A 16,216-nucleotide genomic window follows, 5' to 3' on the forward strand; every position below is an offset into this window, starting at 1 on the left:
GCCGGCTGTCGAAGGGATTGATTGAATGCGCATTGAATGCCCCCATTGTCATGCGGTCTTTGAAGTACCGGAGGCGATGGCAAAAGGGGTTAAGCGTCTGCGCTGCGCCAATTGTGGAGACAGTTGGGAAATGACTGCCTCTGTGGTGACGGCGCAGGAATCTGTTCCCGAAGCCACACCGGCTGTTTTTGAAGTTCCGGAAGAGGAAAGCGACAGCAAGCCTGATGTGGTGGATGCCCCTTCGCCCGTCTCGGAAGGAACATTTCGAGCGACAGGAGCGATGGCCGGACGAAACGCTGAGCGCCGTTCGGCTGTCCTGCATTCCCGTTCAGCTGGCGACGTTCAGGCACGGGCTGAACAGGCTGGCCCGTCGATGATCGGGTCTACCGGTCTCTGGGTCGCGGCCTGGGGTGCCAGCCTTGTTCTGGCGGGCTCCGGAGTTGCGGCGTTGTGGTACTGCAAGGGCGCGGGGGTTTTCGGTTTTCTTCCGGGGATCGGACATTTTTCCTGAAACCCGGTTCGGGCCGCCCCAGGGATCTTACATATTGCGGGCGGCGAGTGCCGAGAGTGTGGCGCCGATGGCGGCTACGGCCATGAGCAGGATGCCGTCGAAAATAAGGGAGCCCGGCGTGATGAGGTGGCTGCCGATCTGAAGATGGGTCGGAAGGGTTCCGGCGACGTGATTCATGACGTCGCGGGCCTGCGGGTCGGCACTGGCTGCGCTGGTTGTGATCGCATTGACGATGTGCGGAAGAATATACCAGCCCGAACCCAGAATCAGCAGGAGAGGCGCCATGAGTTCGGCAATCTGCTGGGCCAGATAGAAGGCAAAATAACAGACGGACCATACGCCCATCCGGATCATAGACGATGTTGTGAGCGAAGATTCGTTCCGGCTTCTGCTACCGAGGAGGCGGTCCGTGATATGGGGCGGGGGCTGCATGTCCATGAGATATGGCTTCCAGTGGTCCGGCAACGGGAGTTAGTGTTCGTCCCTGAAAGCGGACGAATGGTTCACTTCGGACTAGCTGCAAGAGATCGCCAATGCAAACTTTCCCGTGCCGTCATGCCTTTTCCTGAATTCGAGATGCCGATGGTAACGCCGAATATGCCCCGGGTCGTTCTGGTGGAGCCTGACTGCGACCATGCCCGGCAGATTGCCCGGATACTGGTCAATGAAGGCTTTGCGCTCACCTGCGCGACCAGCGGCGAGGAAGGTTTGGGCACGATCGAGGATACGATGCCCGATCTGGTGGTGGCTTGTACCGAGCTTCCGGGAATGAGCGGGGGGCAGCTGGCACGGCGGCTGCGGCTGGATGCGCTGACCCGCAACATTCCGATCCTGATGCTCACGGAAGATGCGTCGCCGGGTGTGGAGCGTGAGGGGCTCGAAAGCGGGGCTGACGCTTATATTTCCAAATCGGCTCATCCTGATCTGATGGTTCTGCGGATGCGGGCCTTGTTGCGGGAGGGGCCGGAGCTTCTTCAGGTCGATGAGGCATCCCGGTTGCGTCGGGCCCGGATCGTGATCGTCAATTCTCCACGAGAGGAGGAAGACGAAGACGATACAGCTGAGGAAGCACCCGAAACGACGTTGGGGGAGTTGCTCTGGCGTGACGGGCATACCGTGACATCTATTGAGCGTTCGGACGACCTGATCGAAGGCGGATGGCTGCGGGGGGCCGACAGTCCGGACTGTCTGGTGCTGGAACTCGGGAGCGGAGACGAGGATCTGAAATTCTGCCGTCTGCTGGATGCGCGGCGGCAGGCTGTTCTGGAGGCCGGTGGCATTCCGTTCCGGACACTGGGGATCGTGGAGGCGTCACGGTTCAGGCGGCAGTCTTCCGGGGAGTTTTTTGAGGCCGGAATTGATGATCTGGTGCCGAGCGACATTGCGCTTGAAGCTCTTGCGATGCGAATCCGGACACTGGCCCAGCGCAGAATGGCGCAAGACGAGTTCCGCCAGCAGGAAATCGAGCGTCAGCAGAACGCCCTGACACTGGAGGCTGCGCGAGCCAAGGCGGAAATGGCCGAAGCCTTGGCGCAGGCCAATATGGAGCTGGCGCGCACGAATGAGCGGCTTCTTCAGGCGCAGTCCAAGCTCGTGCAGACGGCAAAAATGGCCTCGCTGGGTGAACTGGTGGCCGGGATTGCGCACGAGATTAACAATCCGCTGGCCTTCACGATTGCCCATGCCGATACGGTGGCGCGGACGTTGAAGCGGTTACAGGGCGTCAATGCGTCTGACGAGGCAATCTCGCTGACGAAAAAAGGCATGTCGCGTCTGGACTCCATGAAGCTCGGCTTGCAGCGGATTCAAAATCTGGTGCTGAGCCTGAGGCGGTTTTCACGTCTGGATGAAAGCTCGTTCCAGAAGGTCGATGTTCCGGCCGCGCTGGATACAGCGCTTGCTTTGCTGGCCCATAAACTGGGGCCGGGGATTGTGGTTCGGAAGGACCTTCAGGCTCCGCCTGAACTGGTCTGCCAGCCGGCATTTCTCAATCAGGTTGTCATGAACATCGTTTCCAATGCGGCGGATGCGCTCGCGGATCTGTCCGTGGATAGTGATGTGGTGCGCGGTACGATCGTCATCGCCTCGCGTCTGGAGAACGGGCGTTATGAAATGAGTGTGAGCGATGACGGGCCGGGTCTGCCGTATGAATTGCGGACACGGATCTTTGACCCGTTTTTCACAACCAAGCCTGTGGGAACAGGGACAGGGCTGGGACTGGCCATTGCCTATAGTGTCATGGAGGCGCATGACGGGACGATCGAAGTAACGGACGCCAATCTGCCGGGCGGGCATGGCATCGGAGCCTGTTTCCGGCTGAGTCTGCCCGTTCGCATGACCGAGGAGGGGCCGGTGGCGACTGGCCGCGCAGCATGACTTTCTGGAGCGCAAAAGGACCGTCGCGTCCTCTGATTCTGCTAGTGGACGATGAGGAGGAGATCCTCGTTGCCCTGACGGATCTGCTGGAAGACCAGTATGAAATCCTGTCCACGACGGACCCACTGCGGGCGCTGGATCTGCTGCGGGAACATCGGGATGTTGCGACCATCATTTCCGACCAGCGGATGCCCGGCCTGACCGGGGATCAGTTGCTGATGCAGGCGCGGGCATTTTCGGACGCGCGCAGTATTCTGCTGACGGGGTATGCCGATCTGGAGGCCGTCGTATCGGCGCTGAATCAGGGGCAGGTGCAGGCTTATGTGCATAAGCCTTGGGATTCGGATGCGCTGCGGTCACTGGTTGGGGAAGTCACGCAGCATTGTCTGGCGCAGCGGGCGTTGCGGACCGAGCAGGCTCTGCTGCGGGGACTGATGGAAGCGCTGCCGATTGGACTGGTTTTTTCTGATCGCGACGGGCGGTGTATCCGCAGCAATGTGCGTGATGAATCCGAAAGTGGTGCCGAAACCGAGCAGGCCCATTTTCCGGAAAATCTGTGGCCTGACGTGGAAGCTATGCGAGAGAGCGTCCGCAGGTCTGGGCAGGAAGAGCGTCTGGTTGGGGAAGTTCTTGCGCAGGAGGATGGCAAGACATCCATGCGCTGGCATGAACTGACGCGACTGGCGCTGGCGTGGCCGGAAGGTGTGGCTTGGGAAGATGCCTGGCAGGTCAGTATGGACCGGGATGTGACGTCGCGTGTTGCCATGGAATCGCGGCTGCGACAGGCGGAAAAGCTTCAGTCTCTCGGGACGCTGGCAGGAGGGATCGCTCATGATTTCAATAATCTGCTCGCCGCGATTTCCGGGTCTCTCGAACTGCTGGAAGATATTGCCGATCTTGACGAGACGTCTCTAACGCTTCTGCGCAATGCTGCTGATTCGGCGCAGCGCGGGGCGGTTCTGACACGACGGTTGCTTCAGTTTGGACGTCCGCGTGAGGCGCGGTTGTCCGCGGTGTCTTTGGAGCAGCTTTTGCCCGGTTTGACGGATCTTCTGCGTCAGAGTCTCAAGAAGCGTGGTGCGCCTGCTGTGGCGTCACCGTGTGCGCTGTGCGTTGAAGACCTCCCGCAGGATCTGCCGCTGGTGTGGTCGGATGCCGACCAGCTTGAAATGGCCCTGTTGAATCTGTGTGTGAATGCACGCGATGCCATGGCGGATGGTGGAACGGTGCGGATTAGCGCTCGGATTGTGGATCAGAAGCGGACGGATTTGCCTGCCGAGTGTTGTCCCGATCGGGCGGTGGCGCTGGACGTCGTGGATGAAGGCGCGGGCATGACGCCGGACATTGCGGCGAGAATTTTTGATCCGTTCTTTACGACCAAGGATGTTGGGCGCGGGACGGGGCTGGGCCTGTCGAGCGTGTATGGGTTCCTCAGCCGCAGTTATGGGGAGATCGTTGTCGACAGTGTCGTGGGTGAGGGAACGCGCATGACGCTGATTCTGCCTGTGGCACAGAGCGGGCAGCAGGGAGTTAGTCAGCCTGAACGTCCCGGCGGGGTTGTCGGACGGTCGCTGAAGGTTCTGGTTTTAGATGATGAAGCGCCGGTTCGTATGGTAACAGCCGGTTTCCTTACACAGGACGGACATAAGGTGACGGCTGTTTCTTCGCTGGAAGAGGCGTTGAACTCTGTTGATGCGGCAGCTCCGCTTGATCTGGCGATCGTCGATATGCGGATGCCTGATCATGATGGGCTGACCTGTGCGACAGCGTTACAGAAAGCGGTGTCGGGATTGAAGGTGCTGTTTATCAGCGGACATACAGATGATATGCCAACGCCTGAAAATGGTCTGCTTCTGCCAAAGCCTTTTACACAGGACGCCTTGCGCAGAGCCGTTGCCGAAACCATGCGTCACGGCAGCGGAAGTGCGGACTGAGGCCTGTAACGGAGATTGTGACGCGTGAGTGATGCCTATCTTGTTCCCCCGGAAGACACGGCTGCTGCGGCTATTGAGGAGGTCGAGGCTGAGCTGGGTCTGTTTGATGACTGGATGGAGCGGTATCAGTACATTATCGAGATGGGCCGCAAGCTGCCGCCTTTTCCGGAAGACTGGCAGGATGATGCGCATCGTGTGCCGGGCTGTCAGAGTCAGGTCTGGCTTGAAGCAGTTGAGCGCGACGGGAAGCTGTTTTTTGCCGGTGCGTCCGATGCCGCGATCGTCCAGGGGCTCGTGGCGCTGCTGCTGAGGGTTTACTCAGGCCGATCCAGCGCAGAAATTCTTGGGACAAGTCCGGTATTTTTGCACGAGATGGGGCTGGTCAAGGCACTCTCGACAAATCGCGGCAACGGGGTGGAAGCCATGGCGCAGGCCATTCAGAAGCGGGCCGCCCTTCAGGCGTGAAAAACCCCCGTTGGCTGGAGCCTTCGGGGATGTGAAATATTACTTCGGTGCTGTTGCAGGAGCCGTGCTGCTGGCAGGTGCGGGGCACTTGGTGAACTTGCCTTTTGCGTCCCGGCAAGGCTTCGGCTTCGAAGGGGCTTCACATTTTGTGAACTTCCCCTTTTCGTCACGACAAGGCTTGGCGTGAGCCATCTGGGCACCGAGGGCCATAACGGCAAAAGCGGCAACGGACAGGCGGCGGAATGACATGATGCTGGTCTCCAGAGGGGGGCCGGGTCGTGGACGCCGCGCCCCGGTTTGGCGGAAATCATGCAATAGGTTGCGGGCGGGACGCAAGTTTCGTCACTCCCTCTAAAATCAGCGAAATCCCTGTTGGTCTACCGGGTGGGAGGCGTCCCAGTCGATGCTGCCGTGGTATTGCGCGGAGACGGGCTGCCCGTTCTTCAGGGCCGGGTAGTATCTTGCGAGACTGTAATAGGCGAGCGATGCGCGTTGCAGGATGGCGGGGCCGTCGCTGGCGGTGCAGTCATGGGCGATCCCGATCTGATCGATCTGGCATGTGACGGTGATGTGTGCCCCGATGGCGGCAACATCTGCCGCTTCCGGATAATGAGGGGGTGCAGAGTGCATTTTATCGAGCAGCGGATGTGTCAGGTCGGCGGACGTGTGGAAAGTGTATGTGTACTCCCACGCGCTTTGGACGGCTTTGCCATTCTCGTAAGCAGGCAGGAATTTTGAGCTATAGGCCAGATTTTCGGCGGCGAGTGCGAAGTCCGGCTGTGATGCGGTCGTCTCGCACTCTGTGGGAAAGCCCGCAGCACTGATGGTACAGCGGATATGCGCCGTTCCATTTTGGCGTTGTTCGAGTTCCGCCGGGGGGTAGATGAGCCTGCCGTGGTGATGTGGGTCGAGCATGGCCCCGAGGGGGCGGTCCTCTGCATGCGCTGCCATTATCGTGCTGAGAACTGCAGCCGTTATCGCGAGTGCGGGGCGGATGGCGGGCAATGTCATGGCATGTCTTTCGTCTGCGACCGAATTATTACCATATGTAACGAACATGTCTGTGGCCAGTACGCTGCCATCAAAAAAGGGGAGATGCCGGATGGCACCTCCCCTTTTTCATGACCTGTGTGGTCCTGTCAGATCATTTCTGATCGGGCAGGGCGTAGGCGATGATGTCGTCGCCCATGCGGGTCGGGAACGAATTGTGTCCGCCAGCATAGGTTACGATGTACTGCTTGCCGTTGATGGCATAGGTCATCGGGGTGTTCTGGGCACCAGCCGGCAGACGATCCTGCCAGAGGACCTTGCCCGTCGTCAGGTTGTAAGCCCGGATGTAGTAATCCATGGACGACGTCAGGATGCCGATGTTGCCAGCCGTGGAGAGCGGGCCACCAAGGCTCGGGACACCGATCTTGATCGGCGGGAGCGGGATCGGCAGAGAGCTGCCATACATCGAGTCACGCAGGGTGCCGTTGCGGTGCTGCCAGACGACCTTGTTGGTCTTCAGGTCGATACCGGCGACATAGCCCCAAGGCGGCGTACGGCAGGGCATCTTGATGCCGAGCGGCAGCAGCACCGGATCCAGGAACGGATGCAGGTTGACGGCATAGGGGATGCCATAGTTGTGCTGCAGGCCGGTTTCGCCACCTGTGCCCTTGGCGTTCTCGTCAGGCCAGAGCGGGTTGCCCGGTCCGCGGGGAACCAGCTGGGAGACGAACGGCAGGGAGATCGGGTTGGCAAAAGCCACCTGACGCTGCGGATCGACGGCCAGACCGCCCCATTCAAACATACCCAGATCGCCCGGGAAGATGAGCGAGCCCTGAAGCGACGGCGGCGTGAAGGGGCCTTCGTAGCGCAGGCTGTGGAAATAGATGCTGCAGAACATCTGGTCGAAGATCGTGCCGCCCCAGATGTCGGAGTCGTTCAGCGGGTTCTTCGGACGCAGGGTCAGCTTGGACATCCGCTGTGTCGGGTTGGTGTAATCGCCAGGAGCAGCGCCGCCGGGAACCGGGGTTTCCGGAGCTGCGACAATTTCCTTACCGGTGCGACGGTCGAGGACGAAGATATCGCCGGTCTTGGTCGGGATATACATGGCCGGAACAAGTGTGCCGTCCTTTTGCGTAATATCCACGAGGCTCGGCTGGGACGGAACGTCCATGTCCCACAGATCGTGATGAACCGTCTGGTAGAACCAGGCGAGCTTGCCCGTGTCTGCGTTCAGCGCGACGATGCCCGGAGCAAAACGCTCGGAATCCTTCGTGCGATATCCGCCCCACTGGTCGGGGGTGCCCACGCCCATCGGAATGTAAACGAGGTTCAGGTTCTTGTCGTAGGACGACACGATCCAGGAGTTCGGAGAATTCGGATGGAAGACGGGATGGTTTTCATCCGGAAGCTGGTTCGGGTCGGAGTTCGAGGCGTCGAAGACCCAAACGCGCTTGCCGGTATAGACGTCGAATGCCTGCGTGGCACCCGAAGCCTGCTTGACCGAACCGTTATCGGTGATCGCACTGTTGGCGATGATCAGCTTGTCCGCAATAACCGGCGGGGACGTCGGCTCGTACTGGCCGGGCGTCGTGTAGGGCTGGTTCGGAACGCGCAGATCGATTTCGCCATTGGTGCCGAAGCCCGAGCAGGTCTTGCCCGTGTCTGCGTCGACTTCAACCAGACGGCCATCGTTAACCGGCAGGATGATGCGCTTGGCGCAGTCCGTCGGGGCGGGGTTGCCATCGGAATCGGTCGCATTGGCCGGCGTTTCGTGGAAGCTGACGCCACGGCAGGTCAGATGCTGGAAGCCGGGATTGATCTGGAGCTTCGGATCATAAACCCATTTGACGTTACCGGTCGCGCCGTCGATCGCAAACAGCTTCTGGTGCAGGGAGCACATGTAAAGCGTGTTGTTGAATTCGATCGGGGTGGCTTCGTTCGTTGCTTCACCCGGATCGTTGGGCGTCATCATATCGTGCGTATGAATATGCCATGCGACCTTGAGGTTGCTGACGTTCGATGCATTGACCTGATTTAGCGGCGACCAGCGGTCACCGGCCTGCGTGCGGCCGTAAGCGTGCCATTCGCTGGCGGGGACGTTGTCCGGGTCGACGGGGGAGGCATTTGCGATCTGCGTCGGCAGTTCGCCGCTGATGTCGTGCGGGTCCGTGAAGAGGCTGGCGAACAGGGCCAGCACCGCAACGCCAACGGCGCCTGCGAGCGGCAGAATGGTCGTGCGCGTTCCGCCGATCTGGCGGGAGACGAACGGCAGCAGCAGCCAGATGCCGAGGATGATGACGATGTCCGAACGCGGGATCAGGGACCAGATGTCGAGACCGACAACGGTGAGTTCCCAGATGACCGTTGCGAAAACGACGACTGCGAACAGATAGAGTGCAGCCGGATTGCGTCGGAATGAGAGGAAAGCCGTGGCAAGAAGTGCCAGGCCAAGGAGGACGTAATAGAGTGGGCCGCCGATAGCGGCGACCCAAGCGCCGCCTACGGTAAGGATCGCGCCGCAAAGCGCGAAGACCGCGGCCGTTATCAGGGCCCAGAGCCCTGGCCGGGATGATGTGCTCATGATGTTCCTGAAGATGTTGTTCTGGTGCAGCACGGTGACTTCCGGACAAAGCACATGGAAGGATATCAAGGGTCAAGATGTCAGAAGGTTCACTTTGCTCACGTCACTGTGAGGACATTCACGTCGTCGTGACTTGAGGAAAGGGACCACTTATGATTGAGCGTTCAAGAAAATAATGCGCTTGCAGAATACTTTGGCCTCCGATAAGGACACCGCTTCCGCGCACGCGTCCGGGCCACGAGTGGCATGCCCGGCCGTGCAGAGTCCCTACTGTGCGAGGGACCAATCGTTTACGGCGAGGGAGACCGAAATGCCCAAGATGAAGACCAAGTCGTCGGTCAAGAAGCGGTTCAAGATTACCGCGACCGGCAAAGTGATGTGCGGCCCGGGCAACAAGCGCCATGGCCTTATCAACCGTCCGCAGAAGATGAAGCGCACCAACCGTGGTCCCCAGACCATGACGGACATGGATGCGAAGACAATCAAGCAGTGGGCGCCCTACGGGCTCTGAGGAGATAAGGTACTATGGCACGTGTCAAGCGGGGCGTAACGTCGCACGCCCGTCACAAGAAGGTTCTCGGGCTCGCCAAGGGCTATCGCGGTCGTTCGTCCACGAACTATCGCATTGCTCTCGAGCGCGTCGAGAAGGCGCTGCGTTATGCGTATCGTGACCGTCGCAACAAGAAGCGTGATTTCCGCGCCCTGTGGATCCAGCGTATCAACGCTGCCGTCCGCGAGCATGGTCTGACCTACAGCCGCTTCATCAACGGTCTGGACAAGGCTGGTATCGAGATCGACCGTAAGGTTCTCGCTGCCATCGCTTTTGACGATAGCGCCGCTTTCGGTGAAATCGTGAAGAAGGCCCAGGCCGCTCTCGGCTGAGCTTTTCCGGCTTGATCCCGTCCTCGGGGTCTGGTGGCTGGCGGGCCGTCCTGTTATCAGGACGGCCCGTTTTGTTTTGTGCTGCAGGAGATGGGCGGTATGGCTGACGATCTCGATATACTCAGGAATGACACGCTGGCGGCGCTGGCTGGCGCGCAGGACCGTGCGCAGTGGGACGCGATCCGCGTCGGGACACTGGGTAAATCCGGCGCGTTGACTGGTTTGCTCAAGCAGCTCGGCAAGCTGGAACCTGAGGAGCGCAAGGAGCGCGGTCAGGCGCTGAACCGTCTGCGCGACGAATTGACGGCCGCTGTCGAGGCGCGTGGTCGCGATCTTGAGGAAGAGGCGCTTCAGGCCCGTCTGCGCTCCGAGCGCGTCGATGTGACGATGCCAGCGCCTTCGGTTGTGACGGGCACAATCCATCCCATCAGCCGCACCATTGAGGAAATGACGGCGATTTTCGGTGCGATGGGTTTTTCCGTTGCCGAAGGGCCGGATATCGAAAGCCAGTGGCACAATTTTTCGGCGCTCAACACGCCGGACCATCATCCTGCACGGACCGAGCACGACACATTTTATCTGCCGCCGAAGACCGAAGGCGGAGAGCCAAGGGTGCTGCGGACGCAGACATCCGGCGTGCAGATCCGCACGATGCTCGGCTCACAGCCGCCTGTCCGTATTATTGCACCCGGCCGGACGTATCGTGCCGATCATGATGCAACGCATTCGCCGATGTTCCATCAGTGCGAAGGTCTGGTGGTGGATCGCAATATCACGCTGGGCCATCTCAAGGGCTGCCTGATCGAATTCCTGCGCGTCTATTTCGACAAACCAAACCTGCCGGTCCGTTTTCGTGCCTCTTACTTTCCGTTTACCGAGCCTTCCATGGAAGTTGATATCGGATGGTCGAAGGCGACGGGCGAGATCGGCGGCGGGTCTGACTGGCTTGAGGTTTTGGGTTCGGGGATGATCCATCCGCGGGTTCTGGCGAATTGCGGACTGGACCCGGCTGAATGGCAGGGCTTTGCGTTCGGAATGGGAATCGAGCGTCTGGCGATGCTGAAGAATGGCATCCCCGATCTGCGCTCTTTCTATGAGAGTGACCTGCGCTGGCTGCGTCATTATGGATTTTCGGCGTTTTCGCCGGCCACGCTGACGGAGGGCGTGTGACATGAAGTTCTCTCTCTCATGGCTGCGTGAACATCTTGATTTTACGGCTTCTGTTGAAGACATCTGCGCCCGCCTGAATGTCATCGGGCTTGAGGTCGAAGGCGTTGAGAACCCTGCCGATCGTCTGGTAGGTTTCCGGACGGCCAAGATCGTGGAAGCGCATCGTCATCCTGATGCGGACCGCCTTCAGGTGTGTCGTGTGGCGGCTGGCGCTGGTTTTGAAGACGTGCAGGTCGTGTGTGGTGCGCCGAATGCCCGTGCGGGTCTGCATGTGATTTTTGCGACGCCGGGGACGTATGTTCCGGGGCTCGACATCACCATCAAGAAGGGCAAGATCCGGGGGCAGGACAGCAACGGAATGCTGTGCTCTCTGAAGGAACTGGGGCTGGGCGAGGAAAGCAACGGGATTGCCGAGCTTTCCGAAGCAGCTCCGATCGGGGAGGCCTACGCGGCCTATGCGGAACTGGACGATCCGGTTATCGAGATCGCGATTACGCCCAATCGTGGCGATGCGCTGAGCATTCGTGGCATTGCGCGCGATCTGGCCGCGGGAGGCATCGGACGTCTAAAGCCTTGGCTCACGGAAGCCGTGGAAGGGGATTTTCCATCTTCGCTGGCATGGAAGATCGAGCACCCGGCCTGCCCGTATATCGTCGGTCGGGTCATCCGGGGTGTGAAGAACGGGCCGAGCCCGGACTGGCTGCGGCGCCGTCTGGAAGCTGTCGGGGTTAAGCCGATTTCCGCGCTGGTCGATGTGACGAATTATCTCACATACGATCTTGGCCGTCCGCTGCATGTCTTTGATCTTGCGAAACTGAAAGGCGACACGCTGACGGTGACGCATGCCGCGCGCGAGACCTTTACCGGGCTTGATGGACGCGAATATGTGCTCGGCACCGAGGACATGGTCATTGTCGATGAGGCCGGGGTGCAGTCGCTTGCCGGGCTGATTGGCGGCGAGAGCAGCGGTGTGGATGAGAACACGACGGATGTGTTCGTGGAATCCGCCCTGTTCGATCCGGTGCGGATTGCCCTGACCGGACGTCGTCTGGCCATTCACACCGATGCGCGCCAGCGTTTCGAGCGTGGGATTGATCCGGCGCAGGTTCTCAACGGGCTTGAAGCCGCCACCATCATGATCCGTGATCTGTGTGGCGGTGAAGTCAGCGAAATCACCGAAGCGGGCATTTTGCCGGACTGGAAGCGGACGGCAACGCTGCGTTTCGAGCGTCTGAAGACGCTGGGTGGCGTGGAGATCGCGTCTGAAGATGCTGTACGGGCTCTGGAACATCTCGGGTTTGAGGTGACCGAGCAGACGGCGGACGCTGCGACGTTCCTTGTGCCGTCCTGGCGGAATGATATCGCTTCAGGACAGGTTCTGGCACAGGCCCCGACGCTGGACGAGGCTGTGGCGGCGAAGGCTGCAAGCCATGTTCAGGCTATGGAAGCGGAGTGCGATCTTCTTGAAGAAGTGCTGCGTCTTTACGGGCTGGACAATGTTCCAGCGGTCGCGCTGCCTCAGGCGACGGTGGTTCCGGCTCCAGCCGTGACGTCTCTTCAGGCCCGCGCGGCTCTGTTGCGGCGGATCTGTGCAGCGCGTGGACTGACCGAGACAGTCGGCTTTTCCTTTGTGGCGCAGGACGATGCTGCACTGTTCGGAGATCTGCCGGAGACCCAGCATCTTCTGAACCCGATCGCCACGGATCTGGATCAGCTCCGTCCGACCCCGCTGGTCAATCTGGCGCGGGCGCTATCCCGTAATCTGGCGCGTGGCCTCGGCGTCTCGGGAGAAGGCGCGCTGTTCGAAGTCGGACCGTGCTTTGATGCCGAGGGGCAGCATCTGCGTCTTGCTGGGCTGCGGGCCGGACAGACAGCGCGGGAGCCGGGTGTGGCGGCGCATGACGCAACCTTGTGGGATGCAAAGGCGGATCTATCGGCGGCTCTGGTGGCGCTTGGTGTGCCGGAAGCGGCGCTGTCCGTGACGGCGGATGCTCCGGGCTTCTATCATCCGGGTCGGTCAGGGCAGGTCCGGCAGGGACCGAAGACGGTCCTGGGTAGCTTTGGTGAACTGCATCCGCGTGTTGCACGCGCCTTGGGCCTGAGCGGAACCGTGGTGGCGTTTGAAGTCTATCTGGATCAGGTGCCGCAGCCGAAGATCAAACGGAAATCCGTGCCTGTGCTGTCGGCGTTGCAGCCTGTGCGGCGTGACTTTGCCTTCGTTGCCGGACCGGATGTCGAAATCCAGGCCGTTCTGAAAGCGGTGCGGATGGCGGATCGCAATCTGGTGCAGGATGTGCGTCTGTTCGATGTGTTCGAAGGCGGCAGTCTGCCGGAAGGGCATCGCTCGCTCGGTGTGGAAGTGGTCTTGCAGCCGCAGAGCGAGAGTCTTACGGATACGCAGCTTGAAGCGGTTTCCAAATCGGTGGAAGCTGCGGTTCTCAAGGCAACAGGGGCAGTACTGCGTCGATGAACTCTCTTCCAGAATCCGGATCTGACGGACAGTCCACGGTGGACCCTTCCCAAAAGACCACGCCCTTGCCCCGGTATGGGCGGGTGATCTGGATTCTGGCAGGCGAGGCCAGCGGAGACGTGATTGGTGCGCGCCTGATGCAGGCGCTTCATGCGCAGGACCCGTCGCTGGTTTTTGCCGGTGTTGGCGGGGGGCGCATGGAAGCGTTGGGGCTGCACAGCCTGTTTCCCATGAGCGATTTGGCGGTAATGGGGTTTGTCGAAGTTCTGCCCCGGCTGCGGCATCTGTCGCAGCGGCTTCTGGAGGCCGTGCAGGATATCGAACTGCGGAAACCCGATCTCGTCGTGACGATCGACAGTCCGGGTTTTGCTCTGCGGCTGTTGCAGAAGATCGAGCGTTCCGGGATCAAGCGTGTTCATTATGTGGCGCCGCAGGTCTGGGCCTGGCGGGAAAGCCGGGTCAAGGAGTTTCCGGGTCTGTGGGACAGGCTTCTTTGCCTGTTGCCTTTCGAGCCTGAATGGTTTGCAAAACGCGGACTTGAGGGGCGGTTTGTCGGGCATCCGGTGCTCCAGTCCGGCGTACGGCAGGGGAATGCGCAGCGGTTCAGGCTGAGGCACAATATTCCGCCCCATGCGCCGGTCGTGATCCTGATGCCGGGCAGTCGGCGTTCGGAAGCGCCCCGGCTTCTGCCTGTGTTTCGTAAGATGCTGGATCTTCTGCGGGTGCAGTATCCGGATATCTGTCCTGTGATCCCGGTTGCGCCTGTTATTGCGCCGACGATTCGTCAATTGATCCGCAAATGGCCGATCCAACCGCATATCGTCACGGACATTCATGACAAGCATGATGCTTTTGCAGCCGCGCAGTGTGCCCTGACCAAGTCAGGGACTTCCACGCTGGAGCTTGCGATGGGCAATGTGCCGATGGCGGTGACGTATCGGGTCAATCCGGTGACCGCCACGATTGCGCGGCGTCTGATCAAGGTTCCGCATGTGGCGATGGTCAATCTGCTGGCCGGGCGGGAAGTTGTGCCGGAACTGCTTCAGGAAGATTGCACGCCGAAGAAGCTGGCCGAGATGGTCTCGAAGCTGTTGAGCGATCCGCAGATGGTGGAAAAGCAGCGTATGGCATTTGCCGACGTGCTTGAGATGCTCGCGCCGCCTGTGGGAACGCCTGCCGATGCAGCGGCTGCCGAGATCATGGATCTGCTGAACGAGCCGGTTTCCCGGTCGTCCAGCATCTGAAATCCTAGCGCAGGAAGCCGACGAGGCGTTCGGCTTCCTGAACGATCGGTTCCGAAACGCTGTTTGCACGTTCGGCACCGGCACGCAGAACCGAGAGCAGATGCGCTTCGTCCTGAAGCAGGCGCTGCGTTTCGCTGGCGACCGGGGCCAGACGTTCCACCAGAAGATCCGCGAGAGCGTTCTTGAACGGGCCAAAGCCCTGACCGCTGAAACGGGCCAGAATGTCTGCCGGTGTTTCATCCGACATGGCTGCATAGATGGAGACGAGGTTCCGGGCTTCCGGACGTTCGCTCAGACCGTCCATTTCGCTGGGGAGCGGTTCGGAATCGGTCTTGGCGCGGCGGATTTTCAAGGCGATGTCGTCTGCTGTGTCGGTCAGGACGATGCGGCTCTGTTCTGACGGGTCGGACTTGGACATTTTCTTGCTGCCGTCGCGCAGGCTCATGACGCGGGCCGCGGCAGGCGGAATGAAGGCTTCCACTTGCGGGAAGAACTCCACGCCCATGTCGTGATTGAATTTCTGGCCGATATCGTTGGTAAGTTCGATATGCTGGCGCTGGTCTTCGCCGACGGGGACGCGGGTTGCGTGGAAGGCCAGAATGTCAGCGGCCATCAGGTTGGGATAGACATACAGGCCCGCCGAATGGTTCTCGCGGTTCTTGCCAGCCTTGTCCTTGAACTGGGTCATGCGGTTGAGCCAGCCGAGGCGTGAGACGCAGTTGAAAATCCAGCCGAGGCGGGCATGCGCGCTGACGGCGGACTGGTTGTACAGACGTGTGGGTTCGATTCCGGCTGCCAGAAGGCAGGCTGTCGAACCGAGCGTCTGTTCACGCAGGGTCTGCGGGTCCCAGGGCATGGTGATGGAATGCAGGTCCACCAGACAGAAGACGCAGTCATGGTCTTCCTGCAGCGTAACCCAGTTGCGGATCGCTCCGAGATAATTGCCCAGATGGGGAATGCCGGTTGGCTGAATGCCGGAAAATACGCGCTGCATGGGTTCTGTCTTCATTTGCTGGGAAAGGGGAAGCGAACGGCTTCAATGAACGGGTGTTTGCAGGTCCAGCCTCTGGCGTTCCTGCAGGACATCCGCCGCCGACATCGGATGAGCTCGTGCGGCTGCGATGTCAGCGGCGGTGAATTTGGGGGCGTCTGCGGGCATTTCCTGACTTGCGACGAATGTCAGGATGCGGGCGATCTCGTCGTTGGAGAGGCGATGGAAAGACGGCATGGAACTGTTGTAGTGGCCGTCTCCCGCCATGATTGGGCCGTTCAGCCCGTAAAGCAGGACATCGACCAGATAGTGATGACCGGCAGGTCTCTGTGCGATCGGGCCGACGCGACCGAAAATGGGGGCGACTTCAGAAACCTGACCATGACCGCCATGGTGGCAGATACTGCATTCATTGGCGTATTCGCGCGGGGCCTGAGCGCGATTTTCCCAGGCGTGACCGACAACGAAGGCCGCCACCATGAAAATGGCGAGAAACAGAGGCAGTCGGACGGCTGGGTCAATTCTGATCACAGTGTCGTTGTCGCATCTTCGGAGGCGTTTCAGCAAGTCCGGGGCTTGGCAAATCGGCTGTAATAGGGCTC

General features: G+C 60.2%; 15 protein-coding genes and 1 pseudogene. 10 read left to right on the plus strand and 6 right to left on the minus strand.

The features are described 5' to 3' along the window. Positions 1 to 25 precede the first annotated feature (25 nt). Both JK208_RS16205 and JK208_RS08685 read left to right on the plus strand, forming a co-directional pair. Positions 26 to 118, plus strand: a pseudogene (locus tag JK208_RS16205) (zinc-ribbon domain-containing protein); the annotation flags it as partial. 12 nt (positions 119 to 130) lie between these two features. Beyond that, positions 131 to 511, plus strand: a complete 381-nt coding sequence (locus JK208_RS08685; protein ID WP_249202030.1) for a hypothetical protein — start codon at positions 131 to 133, stop codon at positions 509 to 511. 27 nt (positions 512 to 538) lie between these two features. Here the strand turns inward: JK208_RS08685 and JK208_RS08690 are convergent, their stop codons facing one another. Then, positions 539 to 949 (minus strand): hypothetical protein, encoded by a 411-nt coding sequence (locus tag JK208_RS08690; protein ID WP_211575568.1) that lies wholly within the window; start codon positions 947 to 949, stop codon positions 539 to 541. A 138-nt stretch (positions 950 to 1,087) separates the two neighbouring features. Here JK208_RS08690 and JK208_RS08695 point away from each other — a divergent pair, with 138 nt between their 5' ends. Genes JK208_RS08695 through JK208_RS08705 form a run of 3 tightly spaced genes read left to right on the plus strand, consistent with a single transcriptional unit; the run spans position 1,088 to position 5,286 of the window. After that, the gene (locus tag JK208_RS08695; protein WP_408872106.1) at positions 1,088 to 2,887 is read left to right on the plus strand and encodes an ATP-binding protein; all 1,800 of its coding nucleotides are present in this window, start codon (positions 1,088 to 1,090) and stop codon (positions 2,885 to 2,887) included. Continuing rightward, positions 2,884 to 4,821: a response regulator gene (locus tag JK208_RS08700; protein WP_211575572.1), complete on the plus strand. Its 1,938-nt coding sequence runs from the start codon at positions 2,884 to 2,886 to the stop codon at positions 4,819 to 4,821. Before JK208_RS08695 ends, JK208_RS08700 begins: the two co-directional genes overlap by 4 nt. 24 nt (positions 4,822 to 4,845) lie before the next feature. Further along, positions 4,846 to 5,286, plus strand: a complete 441-nt coding sequence (locus tag JK208_RS08705) for a SufE family protein (RefSeq protein WP_211575574.1) — start codon at positions 4,846 to 4,848, stop codon at positions 5,284 to 5,286. Positions 5,287 to 5,325: 39 nt separating this feature from the next. Here the strand turns inward: JK208_RS08705 and JK208_RS08710 are convergent, their stop codons facing one another. From JK208_RS08710 to JK208_RS08720, 3 genes are all read right to left on the minus strand, one after another. Continuing rightward, positions 5,326 to 5,535, minus strand: coding sequence for a hypothetical protein (locus tag JK208_RS08710; RefSeq protein ID WP_211575576.1), 210 nt, complete (start codon positions 5,533 to 5,535; stop codon positions 5,326 to 5,328). A 108-nt stretch (positions 5,536 to 5,643) separates the two neighbouring features. Beyond that, a complete protein-coding gene (locus JK208_RS08715; protein ID WP_249202032.1) occupies positions 5,644 to 6,297 on the minus strand; it encodes an energy transducer TonB in 654 nt (217 codons plus the stop codon). A 133-nt stretch (positions 6,298 to 6,430) separates the two neighbouring features. Further along, positions 6,431 to 8,857: a glucose/quinate/shikimate family membrane-bound PQQ-dependent dehydrogenase gene (locus tag JK208_RS08720; protein WP_211575578.1), complete on the minus strand. Its 2,427-nt coding sequence runs from the start codon at positions 8,855 to 8,857 to the stop codon at positions 6,431 to 6,433. 310 nt (positions 8,858 to 9,167) lie between these two features. Between JK208_RS08720 and rpmI the strand changes: the two genes are divergently transcribed. The 5 genes from rpmI to lpxB all read left to right on the plus strand — a co-directional run bounded on the left by rpmI (position 9,168) and on the right by lpxB (position 14,623). Further along, positions 9,168 to 9,368 carry a 50S ribosomal protein L35 gene (rpmI, locus tag JK208_RS08725; protein ID WP_046901279.1) on the plus strand — a complete coding sequence of 67 codons (201 nt, stop codon included), beginning with the start codon at positions 9,168 to 9,170 and terminating at the stop codon, positions 9,366 to 9,368. A gap of 14 nt (positions 9,369 to 9,382) precedes the next feature. Then, positions 9,383 to 9,739: a 50S ribosomal protein L20 gene (gene rplT / locus JK208_RS08730; protein WP_062033041.1), complete on the plus strand. Its 357-nt coding sequence runs from the start codon at positions 9,383 to 9,385 to the stop codon at positions 9,737 to 9,739. Positions 9,740 to 9,838: 99 nt separating this feature from the next. Then, complete coding sequence (gene pheS, locus JK208_RS08735) at positions 9,839 to 10,909, plus strand: phenylalanine--tRNA ligase subunit alpha (protein WP_211575580.1); 1,071 nt, start codon at positions 9,839 to 9,841, stop codon at positions 10,907 to 10,909. A 1-nt stretch (position 10,910) separates the two neighbouring features. Continuing rightward, a complete protein-coding gene (gene pheT / locus JK208_RS08740) occupies positions 10,911 to 13,379 on the plus strand; it encodes a phenylalanine--tRNA ligase subunit beta (RefSeq protein WP_211575584.1) in 2,469 nt (822 codons plus the stop codon). Beyond that, complete coding sequence (gene lpxB / locus JK208_RS08745) at positions 13,376 to 14,623, plus strand: lipid-A-disaccharide synthase (RefSeq protein WP_194267996.1); 1,248 nt, start codon at positions 13,376 to 13,378, stop codon at positions 14,621 to 14,623. The genes pheT and lpxB overlap by 4 nt, the downstream gene beginning before the upstream one ends. Before the next feature lie 4 nt (positions 14,624 to 14,627). On the opposite strand, the gene trpS is transcribed toward lpxB, so the two are convergent. Together trpS and JK208_RS08755 are read right to left on the minus strand one after the other, a co-directional pair. Then, positions 14,628 to 15,617, minus strand: coding sequence for a tryptophan--tRNA ligase (gene trpS, locus JK208_RS08750; protein WP_194267997.1), 990 nt, complete (start codon positions 15,615 to 15,617; stop codon positions 14,628 to 14,630). 42 nt (positions 15,618 to 15,659) lie between these two features. Next, positions 15,660 to 16,145, minus strand: a complete 486-nt coding sequence (locus JK208_RS08755) for a c-type cytochrome (protein WP_349291973.1) — start codon at positions 16,143 to 16,145, stop codon at positions 15,660 to 15,662. Positions 16,146 to 16,216 lie beyond the last annotated feature (71 nt).

The organism is Gluconobacter sp. Dm-74, from assembly GCF_018256135.1.
Lineage (GTDB): Bacteria > Pseudomonadota > Alphaproteobacteria > Acetobacterales > Acetobacteraceae > Gluconobacter > Gluconobacter cadivus.